The organism is Ramlibacter ginsenosidimutans (assembly GCF_016654015.1).
In the GTDB taxonomy this organism is placed as follows: domain Bacteria; phylum Pseudomonadota; class Gammaproteobacteria; order Burkholderiales; family Burkholderiaceae_C; genus Ramlibacter; species Ramlibacter ginsenosidimutans.
On record NZ_JAEPWM010000002.1, the window covers coordinates 56014 to 69404 of the forward strand.

Below are 13391 nucleotides of genomic sequence, written 5' to 3' on the forward strand. Positions count from 1 at the left end.
ACGGCAAGAAGAATCCTGATGCGCACGATGGTGGCAGCTGCGACTGCAGCGGCCTTCACGGGTTCGGCATGGGCGCAGGACACGCTGAAGATCGGCCTGCTGGCCACGCTGGAAGGGCCGTTCGCGGCGCCCGGGCAGGACAGCATGCGCGGCGCCGACCTCGCACTCAAGCAGAAGAACGGCATGGCCGGCGGCAAGAAGATCGAGTTCATCAAGGCCTCGTCCGATGCCACGCCCGACAAGGCGGTGGCCGCCACGCGCAAGCTGGTCGAACAGGACAAGACGCCCATCGTCATCGGCCCGCTGTCCGGCGACGAGGGCATCGCGGTGAAGAACTACGCGAAGACGCAGCCGAACGTGACGTTCGTCAACGGCTCGTCCGGCGCCCAGGCGGCGACCTGGGGTGACCCCGCGCCCAACTTCTACCGCTTCAACACCGAAGGCGCGCAATGGATGGTGGGGCTGGGCGAGCACGCGCTGGCCAAGGGCTACAAGAGAACCTTCCTGATCGCCGAGGACTACGGCTTCCCCTACTCGCAGGTGCAGGGTTTCATGGCCAGCTACTGCGCCAAGGGCGGCAAGGTGATCGACAAGGCGTGGGTGCCGCTGGGGACCAAGGACTATTCGTCGGTGATCGCGCGCATCCCGAAGGATGTCGACGCGCTGCTGGTGGTGCTGGGCGGCTCGGACGCGGTCAACTTCCTCACGCAGTACGAGCAGGCCGGCGGCAACAAGCCCATGATCGGCGGCTCCATCACCGTGGACCAGACGGTGCTGAACTACAAGGGCAAGCGCCGCGAGTCGCTGCTCGGTACGGCCTCCGCGGGCCCGATGGCCGACTCCATCGACACGCCCGAGTGGAAGAAGTTCGTGGCCGACTACAAGGCGACGTTCAAGGACGGCTTCCCGAGCCCGTCGCTGTTCGCCTACCTGTACTACATCAACACCAAGGCGACGCTCGACGCTCTGGATGCGGTCAAGGGTGACCTGTCCAATGGCCAGAAGGCGTACCGCGAGGCGCTGCAGAAGACCAACTTCAAGGGCCCCGCGGGGACCGTGAAGATCGACGACAACCGCAACGGCGTGGGCCCGACCTACATCACCGAAGTGGCGAAGGCACCGGACGGCTCCTTCTACAACAAGGTCGTGAAGGTGGTTCCCGACGTGACCCAGACCCTGGGCCTGCCGAAGGAACAGTTCATGAAGATGGGCCTCGGGTCGCGCGACGTCCCGGATTGCCGCAAGTAAGGCCATACAGCGGAGCGGCACGATGGCTTCGATCACCACCCTCAGGCCGCGCGCGGGCGCGGCGCTGCCTGCAGCAGCTGCGGGCAGCACCGCGCTGCTTTCGGACGACGCGCTGGTCCTGAAAGGGGTGTCGCGGGCCTTCGGTGCCCTTCGCGCCGTGGACGACGTGTCCCTCACGGTGGCCGCGGGCCAGAAGTACGCGATCCTCGGCTCCAACGGCGCCGGCAAGACCACGCTCTTCAACGCGATCACCGGCGACTTCCCGCCCAGCGCGGGAAGCATCCATTTCTTCGGCGAGGACATCACGGCAATGCCGCCGCACGAGCGGATCCGCAAGGGCCTGCGGCGCACCTACCAGTCCTCGCTGCTCTTTCGCGACCTGTCGGTGCGCGACAACCTCTTCCTGGCGGTCCGCGGCGTCGCCGGCGGCCGCTTCTCCTTCCTGCCGGCACGCTCCACGCACGCGTCCGCGCGTGCCACGCAGGACCTGCTGGATCGCGTGCGCCTGTCGCACATCGCCGACGAACCGGTGGCCAATCTCGCGCACGGGCAGCAGCGGCAGCTGGAGATCGGCATGGCGCTGGCTGGCGCTCCGCGGCTGATCCTGTTCGACGAACCGGCCGCTGGCCTGTCACCGGCGGAGCGGCGCGAACTGGTGGCGCTGCTCACCTCGTTACCCGCGCACATGAGTTTCGTGCTGATCGAGCACGACCTGGACATCGCGCTGCGCGTGGTGGAGCGCGTGACCGTCATGCACAACGGGCGCGTGCTGCGCGAAGGCACGCCGGCGGAGATCGAGTCCGATGCGCAGGTGCAGGCGATCTACATGGGAGGCAAGCACTGATGGCCGACCCTATCCTGCTGGAAGTCCAGGGCCTCGACGTCTACTACGGCCGCGCCCACGCATTGCAGGGCGTGAGCTTCACGCTGGCCTCCGGCGTGCTGGGGCTCGTCGGCCGCAACGGCATGGGCAAGACCACGCTGTGCAACGCGATCACGGGCCTGGTGCCCGCGACCGGCAGCGTGAAGCTGGCGGGCCAGGAGATCCTGGGCATGGCGCCGCACGCGATCACCCGGCGCGGCATCGCCTACGTGCCGCAGGGCAGGCGCGTGTGGCCATCGCTCAGCGTCGACGAGACGCTGCGCCTGGTGGCGAAACACAAGCGCGAGGTGGACCGCGTGTACACGCTGTTCCCGCGCCTGGCCGAGCGCAAGGGCAACGGCGGCGGTCAGCTCTCCGGTGGCGAACAGCAGATGCTGGCGATCGGCCGCGCGCTGCTGCTGGAGCCCAGGCTGCTGGTGATGGACGAGCCCACCGAAGGGCTCGCGCCGGTGATCGTGGAGCAGGTCGAGCGCGCCTTGCGCCACCTGGCCGAAGACATGGGCATCGGCATCCTGCTGATCGAGCAGAACCTCGGCGTCGCGATCGCCGTGGCGGACCGCATCGGCGTGATGGTCAACGGTCGCATCGCGCAGGAACTCCCGGCGCGCGAACTGGCGGCGGACACGGCGCTGCAGGAGCGGCTGCTGGGCGTGCGCTCGAACGGCGACGAGGAAGAGGCCGCGCAACCCGAGGCATCGACGGCGCCGGTGCGCGTCTTCACGGTGCGCCGCGCGCATGCGGAAAGCGACGCATCGTCGCTGCCGCCGCCGGTCCGGACGGTGCGGGGGATCAATCGGTGGAACGCAGGGACGGACGAGATCACGGACCGCGTGCTGGAGCCGGGCGCGCCCCTCACCGCAACCCTCTCCCCGGAGGGGAGAGGGAGTGAAGACAAGGACTCGCTGCCGCGATCACGGGAGAGGACCGGGGCGAGGGAAGAAAGCGCGGAGATCTTCACCTTCCCGGTCGCCGCCACCACCGCGCGGGCCGCCTACGTCGCCGGCACCTTCGACACCAAGGGCCGCGAACTCAATTACCTCAAGCAATGCCTGGAGCGGCGCGGCCTGCGCGTGGTGACGGTGGACCTCTCGACCTCGGGCAAGCCTTCGTCGGCCAGCGTGCACCCGCGCGAAGTCGCGCGCCACCATCCGCAAGGGGAGGCGGCCGTCTTCAGCGGCGACCGCGGCAACTCGGTGACGGCGATGGCGCTCGCCTTCGAGCGCTTCGTGCTCACGCGCCGCGACCTCAGTGGCCTGATCGGCGCGGGCGGCTCCGGCGGCACCACGCTCGCCACCCAAGGCATGCGCGCGCTGCCGGTGGGCCTGCCCAAGGTGATGGTCTCCACCATGGCTTCGGGGGACACGCGCGGCTACGTGGGCCCGAGCGACATCTGCATGATGTACTCGATCACCGACGTGTCGGGCATCAACCGGATCAGCGAGCGCGTGCTGGCCAACGCGGCCCATGCGCTCGCGGGAATGATGGCCCATGCGGCCACGCTGCCCGCGAGCACCAGCAAGCCCGCGATCGGCCTCACCATGTTCGGCGTGACCACGCCGTGCGTGCAGGCGGTCACGCGCATGCTCGCCGACGACCACGACTGCCTCGTGTTCCACGCCACCGGCGTGGGCGGCCAGTCGATGGAGAAGCTGGCCGACTCGGGCCTGCTGCAAGGCGTGATCGACGTGTCGACCACCGAGGTGGCCGACGAGATCGTCGGCGGCGTGCTGTCGGCCGGGCCGACGCGCATGGACGTCTTCGCGCGCCATGCGCTGCCCTACGTCGGCTCCTGCGGCGCACTCGACATGGTGAACTGGGGCGCGTGGGACACGGTGCCCGAGCGCTTCCGCTCGCGCCGGCTCTACAAGCACAACGCCAGCGTGACGCTCATGCGCACCACGGCCGACGAGTGCCGCGCGATCGGCGAGTTCATCGCCCGCAAGCTCAATGCGATGCAGGGGCCGGTGCGCTTCCTCATCCCCGAAGGCGGCGTGTCGCAGATCGACCGGCCGGGCCAGCCTTTCCACGACCCGGAAGCCGATCGCGCGCTGTTCACGGCGATCGAAACGAACTTCCGTGCCGGCCCGGACCGGCAACTCAAGCGCCTGCCGCTCCACATCAACGACGAGGCGTTCGCGCAGGCGCTGGTCGCCGCGTGGCGCGAAGTCGCCGCACCCCGCCAGCACGCGCGCAGCGCACTCGCCTGAACCGGCAAAGGACACGCCATGGCACGCATCCCGAGAGCGGAAATCCTGGACCACCTGCGCGGCAAGGTGGAGGCGGGCCGGCCCATCGTCGGCGGCGGGGCCGGCACCGGCCTGTCGGCCAAGTGCGAGGAAGCCGGCGGGCTCGACCTGATCGTGATCTACAACTCGGGGCGGTATCGCATGGCCGGCCGCGGCTCGCTCGCCGGCGTGCTCGCCTACGGCAACGCCAACGAGATCGTCTGCGAGATGGCGCGCGAGGTGCTGCCCGTGGTCCGCCGCACGCCGGTCCTCGCCGGCGTGAACGGCACCGACCCGTTCATGATCACGGACGAATTCCTGCAGCGCCTGGTCACGCTCGGCTTCTCCGGCGTGCAGAACTTCCCGACGGTGGGCCTCATCGACGGCACGTTCCGCGCCAACCTGGAGGAGACCGGCATGGGCTACGACCTGGAGGTCGAGATGATTGCCCGGGCCCATGCGCTGGACCTGCTGACGACGCCCTATGTCTTCAGCGAGGACGACGCCCGCGCCATGGCGAAGGCCGGGGCGGACATCGTCGTCTGCCACCTGGGCCTCACCACCGGCGGCAGCATAGGCGCCGGCACGGCGCGCACGCTGGCCGACTGCGTGGAACCGATCAATGCGTGGGCTGCCGCCGCGCGCGCCGTCAAGCACGACGTGCTGGTGCTGTGCCACGGCGGCCCCATCGCCGAACCCGAGGACGCGCAGTGGATCCTGTCGCAGTGCCCCGGCTGCCACGGCTTCTATGGCGCGAGCTCCATGGAGCGCCTGCCCACCGAGGTGGCGCTCACGGAAACCGCGCGCCGCTTCGTCCAGATCACCCGATAAGACAAGGAGACCACCATGACCGGCGCCCAATTCGGCACCTTCCTCCTCGGCCTCGTCGTGGCCGCGATCGTCGTGGCCATAGGCGTGTGGCTGCTGCACTGGCTGTACTTGCGCAGCAGCAAGGAGCGCGCCTTCGTGCGCACGGGCCTGGGCGGCCAGCGCGTCGTCCTCGACGGCGGCGCCTTCGTGCTGCCCATCGTGCACGAGGTGATCCCCGTCAACATGAACACGCTGCGGCTGGAAGTCGCGCGCGGGCGCGACAAGGCGCTGATCACCAAGGACCGCATGCGGGTGGACGTGGTGGCGGAGTTCTACGTGCGCGTCGCGGCGGAGCCGCAGGCGGTCGCCGCCGCGGCGCAGACGCTCGGCCTGCGCACCCTCGCGCCCGAGCAGCTCAAGGAACTCGTGGAGGGCAAGTTCATCGACGCGCTGCGCACCGCGGCGGCGGACATGACGATGGAGGAACTGCACGAGAAGCGCGGCGCGTACGTCAAGCGCGTCCGCGAATCGGTCGCGGAGGACCTGACCAAGAACGGCCTGGAGCTGGAGTCGGCGTCGCTCACGCAACTGGACCAGACCGCGATGGAGTACTTCAACCCGAGCAACGCGTTCGACGCGGAAGGCCTCACGCGCCTTACCGAGCAGATCGAGCGGCGCAAGAAGCAGCGCAACGACGTCGAGCAGGACACGCTGGTGGCGATCCGCAACAAGAACCTCGAAGCCGAGAAGCTGTCGCTGGAGATCGATCGCGAAAGCGAATACGCGCGCCTGTCGCAGCAGCGCGAGGTGGAAGTCGCCCGCGCCCGCCAGCGCGCCGACCTGGCCACCGAGCGCGCCGGCCGCGAGCAGGACGCCGAGACCGTGCAGATCGCGGCCAAGCAGGCGATCGAGGCCGCGCGCATCCGCAGCGAACAGTCGCTGGAGGAGGAGCGCATCGCCAAGGAGAAGACGCTGCAGGCGGCCGAGATCCTGCGCCGCCAGGCGCTCGACCTGGCCGAGCAGCAGCGCGCGATCGCCGTCGCGCGCGAGAGCAAGAACCAGAGCGAAGCGCAGGCCGCGGCCGATGTCGCACGCGCTGCCGCCGTCGCTGCGGAAGAACGGGTGTTCACGGCACGCGAAGTGGAGATGGCCGAGCGCCGCAAGGCGATCGAGCTGATCGCGGCGGCGCAGGCGGCCGAACGCGAAGCGCTCCAGATCACGAGCGCGGCTGAAGCCCAGAAGATCGCGAGCGCCGACCAGGGCGCGGCGGTCCGCATGCAGGCCGAGGCGGATGCCGATGCCGAGAAGATCCGCGCGCTCGCCATCCGCGTGCGCAGCGAGGCGGAAGCCGAGGGCCTGCGCCTGATGAACGAAGCGCAGAACGTGCTGTCGCCGGAAGCGCGCGCCTCCGCGCTGCGCCTGCGCGTGGTGGACAAGGCCGAAGGCATCATCCGCGAATCGGTCAAGCCCATGGAGCGCATCGAAGGCATCAAGATCCTGCAGGTCGACGGCTTGCTCGGAGGCGGTGGCGGCATCGCGCCGATCGCCACGCAGCCGACCAACTTCAGCGATGGCGTGGTGAACTCCGCGCTGCGCTTCCGCGCCCAGGCGCCCATCGTCGACCAGCTGCTCAAGGAGATCGGCCTCCAGGGCGGCGACATCAACGGGCTGGTGAACGGCGCCATCGGCGCTTCGAATGCCGCAGGCGCGCTGCCGCCCGCCGCCGCGATCCCGCCGATCCCCGTGCAGGACGCCGGCAAGAAGGCCTGAGCCCATGGTGCAGGTCTACGTCTCCACGGTGATCGACGCGGACGCGGATGCCGTGTGGCGGCGCATCCGCGATTTCAACGGCATGCCGCAGTGGCACCCCGGCATCGCCGACAGCCGCATCGAGAACGGCGAGCCCCCGGACAAGGTGGGCTGCGTGCGCGACTTCCACACGCGCGACGGCGGCCGCATCCGCGAGCGGCTGCTGGCTCTCTCGGACTACGACTACAGCTGCAGCTACGCGATCCTGGAAAGCCCGATGGGCGTGGAGAACTACACCGCCACGCTCAAGCTCACGCCGGTCACCGACGGCGCGCGCACCTTCGCGGAATGGAGCGCGGAGTTCGACTGCGAACCGCGGCGCGAGCAGGAGCTGTCCGACCTGATCGGCGGCGGCGTGTTCCAAGGCGGCTTCGACGCGCTCAAGCGCCACTTCGGCACGCGCCGCTAAAGCCATGCTGCAGAAGGTCGTGCGCTCCGCCGTCATCGACGCGCCGATCGCGCGCGTGTGGGAGGTGCTGCGCGACTTCAACAGCCATGACCAGTGGCACGACGTCGTGGAGAAAAGCCGCATCGAGCACGGCGAGCCCTCGTCGCGCGTGGGCTGCGTGCGCAGCTTCACGCTCAAGGACGGCAACCGCATCCGCGAGCAGCTGATCGGCCTCTCGGACAAGGACTGGCAGTCGACGTATTGCATCCTCGACGCCACGGTGCCGCTGAATCGTTACGTCGCGACGGTGACGCTCAAGCCGGTCACCGATGGCGATCGCACCTTCTGGCACTGGGAGTCGCGCTTCGACGCGCCGCCTGGCCGGGAAGCGGAGCTGCGTCAGATGGTGGCCGAGGGGGTGTACGAGGCGGGGTTCGCGAACCTGCGGCGTTATCTCGCGGGTGGTGCGCACGCGGAGCGTGCACACCCTGCGAGCGGCACGGCGGCCAGGGAGGTGCGCCTCTCGCGCTACGGCGGGCCCGAGGAACTGGAAGCGGTGAGCGCGAACGCGCCGCAGCCCGGTCCCGGTGAAGTGCGCATCCAGCAGTCCGCGGTGGGCGTGAACTTCCTGGACATTTATCTGCGCCGCGGCTGGATCCCTGCGATGTTGCCGCTGCCCGGTGTGCTGGGCATGGAAGCCGCAGGCACGGTGATCGACATCGGTACGGGCGTCACGGGGTTGTTGCCCGGTGACCGCGTGGCCTACCTGTGCCCGCAGCCGGGCTCTTACTGCAGCGTGCGCACCCTGGCTGCGCGCCATGTCGTGCGCCTGCCCGCGGACGTCGACGAGGAAACGGCGGCGGCCCTGCTGCTCAAGGGGGTAACCGCGGACTACCTGCTGCGGGATCTCGCGCGCGTGCGTCCCGGCACCCGCCTGCTCGTGCACGCGGCGGCGGGCGGCGTGGGCTCGCTGCTGTGCCCGTGGGCGCGCCGCCTGCATGCCACCGTGATCGGCACCGTGTCCTCGGAGGCGAAGGCGCGCATCGCGCGCGAGCAAGGCTGCGAGCACGTGATCGTCGCGCCGGACCATCGCTTTGCCGAAACCGTGCAGTCGCTGTGCGGCGGCGTCGACGTGATCGTCGACGGACTCGGTGCCGCCGCGGTGGACGGGAACTTCGGCGCGGCGGCCAAGCGCTGCCACTGGATCAGCCTGGGACAGGCCACCGGCCCCTTGCCGCCGCTGGACCCCGATCGCCTGCTGCACAAGTCCATGAGCTTCTCGCGGCCGGTGGTGTTCGACTATGTCGCCACGCCGCGCGAACTGCAGGAGCGCGCGCAGCGCGTCTGGCAGGCACTCGCCGCCGGCGTGCTGCCGCCGCCGCGCATCGAACGTTTCGCGCTCGCAGCGGCCGGCGCTGCGCACCAGCGACTGGAATCGCGCGCCAGCACCGGCTCGCTGGTGCTGCTGCCCTGAACGAGGAGGACCGCATGATCCAAGGCTTGAACCACTTCACCGTGATCGCGGAGGACTACGAAAAGACGCTCGCGTTCTACACGCGCCTGGTAGGCCTGCAGAACGGCCCGCGGCCCGACCTCGGCTTTCCGGGAGCATGGCTGTATGCGGACGGGCGCGCCGTCGTCCATGTGTACGCGGACCGGCCCGTTCCTGCGCAGCGTGCCGGCGTCATCGACCACATCGCCTTCTCCGCGCGCGGCCTGAAGCAGGTCAAGGAGCGCTTCGACGCCGAAGGCACACCGTACGAGCTGCGGCGGCAGCGCGGAGCCGGCACCTGGCAACTCTTTTGCAACGACCCCAACGGTGCGCGGGTGGAACTCGATTTCGACGCTGCCGAAACGCCGTGAGCCAAGTCCGCCGGGCGGCGCGTGCACGCCGCGCGTCGGCCTGCGCGTCACACGACCGCACGGAGCGGTATCTCGTGTAATCGGACGCTAACGCCGCTTGTGCAGCACCGCGTGGCGCGCTTACCGTTCGCGCCATGAACGCAGTCCTGTCGCCTCCGATTCGCTTCGACGTGCAAGGCCTCATCCACGCGGCGGCCCACAACCAGACGCTCGACGCCTTCCATCCCAGCCTCACGAGCCGGCAGTGGGAGTTGCTCGGCACCTACCTGCAGCCTTCCGCGGTGCGGCAAGGCCAGGTGGTGATCGAACAGCATGCGAGCGATCGCACCGTGTACTTCGTGGAAACCGGGCAGCTGACGGTCCACCGCGAGGACGACAAGGGCCGGCTGCGGCTCGCGGTGGTGGAGGCGGGATCGGCCGTCGGCGAAGGCGGCTTCTTCACGCGCCAGCCGCGCAATGCGACCGTGCAGGCGGCGAGCGCGTGCAAGCTGTGGTCGCTCAGCCCGACGCGTTTCGCCGAGCTCACGAACCGGCAGCCGCAACTCGCGCTGGAAGTCGCGATGGCGCTCGGCTCGCTCGTGGCGCGCCGGCTCACCAACCGGCCCAAGCGCGCGGCGGTCACATGACAACGCGCGCGTGCCGCTCGTCTTGCGTCCTTCTCCGCCTGTCCGTCCGGCCGGAGTGCTTACAGGGGCGTAACAACTGCATGGCGACACTGGCTGCAACGCCAGCAGTCGCCTGAAAGGCCGAGGAAGATGTTCAACTGGTTTTCCGGAAAGAAGGCCAAGGATGCGCAGCACAGCGCGCTGCCGAGCTCCGGCATGTCGCGGCTCGAATCCACCAAGCCCTACCACCAGACCCGCCACGGCAGCGGCGGCCGTGCGCAGCCCGCCAACCGCAAGCAGGAGCGCCTGGAGCGGCGCGAGCTGCTGTACGCCGTCGTGCGCGAATCGATGGTGCGCGCAGGCGTGCTGTCCTCCAGCTACAAGTTCAAGGTGCTGTCCCTCGACCAGCGCGGCCGCCAGTTCATGGTGATGGTCGATCTCTCGCAGGGCTCCGCGAGTGACACGCGCCGCCTCGCCGAGATCGAAGCGATGGTCGCGCAATCCGCCAAGAGCCGCTATGACATCCTGGTGTCGGCCGTGTACTGGCGCGCCAACGACCACGTCGCCAGCGGCGATCCCGAGCGCTTCGCCGCACCCAGGGTGCCGGGGCAGCCCGGGTCGCCGGATGCGATGCACTCGGGCCCGGTGCCGCTCGACCCCGGCACGCGTCCGGCCCAACTCGAGGCCGCGTCACCCGAGCGGCCGCGCCCGCGGGTGGACCCGCTGCAGGCCGAGGAGGTCACGGCCTTTCGCAAGGCGCTCGCCGCGGGCGTGCGCGGCGAGCAGGCGCTGGCCAGCGCGAACCGCGGCGCGCAGCCGCAACGCTACACGCTGCTCACGGGTTTCGAGGACACGGAGATGGCATCGGGCGTCGCCGACGACGTCGGCGAACACCTGAGCGGCACGCAGTACGGCGCGCTGCGCTGACGCAGACGCCGGGGTTCGCGTCGCTCACCGCCAGCCTACGCACGAACGTAGGCTGGCGGTGAACGCAGTGAACCCCAGCTCGCTAGTGCCCGCCGAAATGCACGAAGGTGAACACCTCGAGCCCGCCTTCCCGCAGGCGCTGTGAGCCGCCCAGCTCCGGCAGGTCCACGATGGCGCAGCCTTCGATCACCGTGCCGCCGAGTTTCTCGAGCAGCTTCTTGCCCGCCATCATGGTGCCGCCGGTGGCGATCAGGTCGTCGATCAGCAGCACGCGCTGCCCGGGCTTGATCGCATCGGTGTGCAGTTCCACCGTCGCACTGCCGTATTCGAGCTCGTAGGTCTCCTCCACGGTGGTGAAGGGCAGCTTGCCCTTCTTGCGGATCGGCACGAAGCCCACGCCCAGTTCGTACGCGACCACCGAGCCCAGGATGAACCCGCGCGCGTCCAGCCCCGCGACCACGTCGGGCCGGCGGTCCATGTAGCGGTGCACGAAGGCGTCGATCAGCACGCGGAACACCTTGGGGTCCTGCAGCAGCGGCGTGATGTCGCGGAACTGCACGCCGGGGGCCGGCCAGTCGGGCACGGTGCGGATGTGGCGACGCAGGTAGTCGCTGACGTCGAGGGCGTCGTCTTGCATGGTCAACCTTTGAGCAGGATTTCTTCGGCGAGGGCCAGCGGTTCAGGCCGGCCGGAGAGCACGAGCGTATCGCCATCTTCCAGCGCCGGATCGCTGCCCGGGTCGATGGTGCGGCCGTTGCCGCGGCGCAGGCTCACCACGCGCACGCCCTCGCGTTCGAGCCGCAGCTGGCTCAGGGCGCGACCGAGCCCGCTCGCGCCCAGCGGCAGCGTGACGGTGGCCAGCCGCTCCTGCTCGATCTCCTGGGCCGTGCTGTCGTCGGCGCCGTGGAAGTAGCCACGCAGCAGGTTGTAGCGCGCGTCGCGCTGGTCCTGCACGATGCGGATCACGCGCCGCATGGGCACGCCGACCAGCGCCAGGGCGTGGCTCGCGAGCATGAGCGAGCTCTCCAGGGTCTCGGGCACGACTTCCGTGGCGCCCGCCTCCTGCAACTTCTCGAGGTCGTGGTCGTCGTGCGTGCGGACGATCACGGGCACGTGCGGCGCGTGCGAGCGCGCGCGGTCCAGCACCTTCAGCGCCCCGGGCACGTCCAGGTAGGTGATCACGACGGCCGAGGCGCGCGCCAGGCCCGCGGCGATCAGCGCCTGCAGCCGCGCGGCATCGCCGAACACGACCGAGTCGCCCGCAGCGGCCGCCTGCCGCACGCGGTCTGGATCGAGGTCCAGCGCCATGTACGGGATGCCTTCCTGCTCCAGCATGCGCGCGAGGTTCTGGCCGCAGCGGCCATAGCCGCAGATGATCACGTGCTTGTTGGCGTTGATGGACTTGCGCGCGATGGTCGTCATCTGCAGCGACTGCAGCAGCCATTCGCTGGCAACCAGCTTCATCACGATGCGGTTGCTCCACTGGATGATGAAGGGCGTGGCCAGCATGGAGATCACCATGCTCGCGAGCACCGGGTGGATCAGCGCATCGGGCACCAGCCCGTTCAGCCGCGCGAGCGTCAGCAGCACGAAGCCGAATTCGCCGGCCTGCGCGAGATAGAGGCCGGTGCGCAGCGACACCCCGGCGCTGGCGCCGAACAGCTTGGCCAGTCCCATCACCATCAGCAGCTTGAACAGCACGGGCGCGGTGAGCAGCAGCAGCACGAGGCGCCAGTGTTCCGCCACCGGTCGCCAGTTCAACAGCATGCCGATGGTGATGAAGAACAGGCCCAGCAGCACGTCGTGGAAGGGGCGGATGTCCGCTTCCACCTGGTGCTTGAACTCGGTCTCGGAGATCAGCATGCCGGCGATGAAGGCGCCCAGCGCGAGCGACAGGCCCGCCAGTTCCGTCAGCCAGGCGAGGCCCAGCGTGACCAGCAGCAGGTTCAGCACGAACAGCTCGTCGCTCTTGCGGCGCGCCACCAGCGTGAGCCACCAGCGCATCAGGCGCTGGCCGCCCGCGAGCAGCAGCGCGATCAGGGCCACGGCCTTCACGCCGGCGATCGCGACTTCGCGCATCAGCACCTCGGGCGGGCTGCCCAGGGCGGGGATCAGCACCAGCAAGGGCACGACGGCGAGGTCCTGGAACAGCAGCACGCCCATCACGCGCTTGCCGTGCTCCGACTCCAGCTCCAGCCGGTCGGACATCATCTTCACCACGATGGCGGTGGAACTCATCGCCAGCGCGCCGGAGAGTGCCAGCGCCGTCTGCCAGTGCATCTGCCACAGGTTGGGCAGCACGGCGCCGAGCAACGCCGCTCCCGCCGTGGCCAGCACGATGGTCAGCACCACCTGGGACAGCCCGAGCCCGAACACGTGCGTGCGCATCGCGCGCAGCTTGGGCAGGTTGAACTCCAGCCCGATCACGAACATCAGGAACACCACGCCGAACTCGCCGAGGTGGCGCACGCCCTCCGAGTCCTGCGCCAGGGCCAGCGCATTGGGCCCGATCACGACGCCCACCGTGAGGTAACCCAGCATGGCCGGCAGGCGCAGGAAACGGCAGGCCACGACCCCGAGAACGGCGGCCAGCAGGTACAGCAGGGTGAGCTCGAGGGAGGTCATTCGCTGCC

At 69.5% G+C, this 13391-nt stretch carries 12 protein-coding genes and 1 pseudogene; 11 read left to right on the forward strand and 2 right to left on the reverse strand.

Annotated elements, in window-relative coordinates:
* Nucleotides 1-18 precede the first annotated feature (18 nt).
* The 11 genes and pseudogenes from JJB11_RS06185 to JJB11_RS06230 all read left to right on the forward strand — a co-directional run bounded on the left by JJB11_RS06185 (nt 19) and on the right by JJB11_RS06230 (nt 10758).
* Entirely contained in the window at nt 19-1248 is a 1230-nt protein-coding gene (locus JJB11_RS06185; protein WP_207189932.1) for an ABC transporter substrate-binding protein, read from the forward strand.
* Between the two features lie 22 nt (nt 1249-1270).
* Entirely contained in the window at nt 1271-2092 is an 822-nt protein-coding gene (locus JJB11_RS06190) for an ABC transporter ATP-binding protein (protein ID WP_201167264.1), read from the forward strand.
* Nucleotides 2092-2553 (forward strand): annotated as a pseudogene (locus JJB11_RS26320) (ABC transporter ATP-binding protein); the annotation flags it as partial. The gene JJB11_RS06190 and the pseudogene JJB11_RS26320, both read left to right, overlap by 1 nt.
* A gap of 528 nt (nt 2554-3081) precedes the next feature.
* Nucleotides 3082-4338, forward strand: a complete 1257-nt coding sequence (locus JJB11_RS06195) for a Tm-1-like ATP-binding domain-containing protein (RefSeq protein WP_340643141.1) — start codon at nt 3082-3084, stop codon at nt 4336-4338.
* Between the two features lie 18 nt (nt 4339-4356).
* On the forward strand, nt 4357-5187 hold the full coding sequence (locus JJB11_RS06200) for a phosphoenolpyruvate hydrolase family protein (protein WP_201167267.1): 831 nt from the start codon (nt 4357-4359) through the stop codon (nt 5185-5187).
* Between the two features lie 15 nt (nt 5188-5202).
* A complete protein-coding gene (locus JJB11_RS06205) occupies nt 5203-6936 on the forward strand; it encodes a flotillin family protein (RefSeq protein ID WP_201167270.1) in 1734 nt (577 codons plus the stop codon).
* A gap of 4 nt (nt 6937-6940) precedes the next feature.
* Nucleotides 6941-7384, forward strand: coding sequence for an SRPBCC family protein (locus JJB11_RS06210; protein ID WP_201167273.1), 444 nt, complete (start codon nt 6941-6943; stop codon nt 7382-7384).
* 4 nt (nt 7385-7388) lie between these two features.
* Nucleotides 7389-8837, forward strand: a complete 1449-nt coding sequence (locus JJB11_RS06215; protein WP_201167276.1) for an SRPBCC family protein — start codon at nt 7389-7391, stop codon at nt 8835-8837.
* A 14-nt stretch (nt 8838-8851) separates the two neighbouring features.
* Complete coding sequence (locus tag JJB11_RS06220) at nt 8852-9226, forward strand: VOC family protein (protein WP_201167279.1); 375 nt, start codon at nt 8852-8854, stop codon at nt 9224-9226.
* Between the two features lie 134 nt (nt 9227-9360).
* Entirely contained in the window at nt 9361-9852 is a 492-nt protein-coding gene (locus JJB11_RS06225) for a Crp/Fnr family transcriptional regulator (RefSeq protein ID WP_201167282.1), read from the forward strand.
* Nucleotides 9853-9981: 129 nt separating this feature from the next.
* Nucleotides 9982-10758, forward strand: coding sequence for a hypothetical protein (locus JJB11_RS06230; protein WP_201167288.1), 777 nt, complete (start codon nt 9982-9984; stop codon nt 10756-10758).
* 82 nt (nt 10759-10840) lie between these two features.
* Here JJB11_RS06230 and JJB11_RS06235 read toward each other — a convergent pair whose 3' ends face one another.
* On the reverse strand, nt 10841-11395 hold the full coding sequence (locus JJB11_RS06235) for an adenine phosphoribosyltransferase (protein ID WP_201167291.1): 555 nt from the start codon (nt 11393-11395) through the stop codon (nt 10841-10843).
* 2 nt (nt 11396-11397) lie between these two features.
* Nucleotides 11398-13383 (reverse strand): monovalent cation:proton antiporter family protein, encoded by a 1986-nt coding sequence (locus tag JJB11_RS06240; RefSeq protein WP_201167294.1) that lies wholly within the window; start codon nt 13381-13383, stop codon nt 11398-11400.
* Between the last annotated feature and the right edge of the window lie 8 nt (nt 13384-13391).

Excerpts from the sequence above, each read along its gene's own strand:
- JJB11_RS06215 (WP_201167276.1), top strand. The coding sequence starts at position 7,389 with ATGCTGCAGAAGGTCGTGCGCTCCGCCGTCATCGACGCGCCGATCGCG.
- JJB11_RS06210 (WP_201167273.1), top strand. The coding sequence starts at position 6,941 with ATGGTGCAGGTCTACGTCTCCACGGTGATCGACGCGGACGCGGATGCC.
- JJB11_RS06205 (WP_201167270.1), top strand. The coding sequence starts at position 5,203 with ATGACCGGCGCCCAATTCGGCACCTTCCTCCTCGGCCTCGTCGTGGCC.
- JJB11_RS06230 (WP_201167288.1), top strand. The coding sequence starts at position 9,982 with ATGTTCAACTGGTTTTCCGGAAAGAAGGCCAAGGATGCGCAGCACAGC.
- JJB11_RS06200 (WP_201167267.1), top strand. The coding sequence starts at position 4,357 with ATGGCACGCATCCCGAGAGCGGAAATCCTGGACCACCTGCGCGGCAAG.
- JJB11_RS06190 (WP_201167264.1), top strand. The coding sequence starts at position 1,271 with ATGGCTTCGATCACCACCCTCAGGCCGCGCGCGGGCGCGGCGCTGCCT.
- JJB11_RS06220 (WP_201167279.1), top strand. The coding sequence starts at position 8,852 with ATGATCCAAGGCTTGAACCACTTCACCGTGATCGCGGAGGACTACGAA.
- JJB11_RS06240 (WP_201167294.1), bottom strand. The coding sequence starts at position 13,383 with ATGACCTCCCTCGAGCTCACCCTGCTGTACCTGCTGGCCGCCGTTCTC.
- JJB11_RS06185 (WP_207189932.1), top strand. The coding sequence starts at position 19 with ATGCGCACGATGGTGGCAGCTGCGACTGCAGCGGCCTTCACGGGTTCG.
- JJB11_RS06225 (WP_201167282.1), top strand. The coding sequence starts at position 9,361 with ATGAACGCAGTCCTGTCGCCTCCGATTCGCTTCGACGTGCAAGGCCTC.
- JJB11_RS06235 (WP_201167291.1), bottom strand. The coding sequence starts at position 11,395 with ATGCAAGACGACGCCCTCGACGTCAGCGACTACCTGCGTCGCCACATC.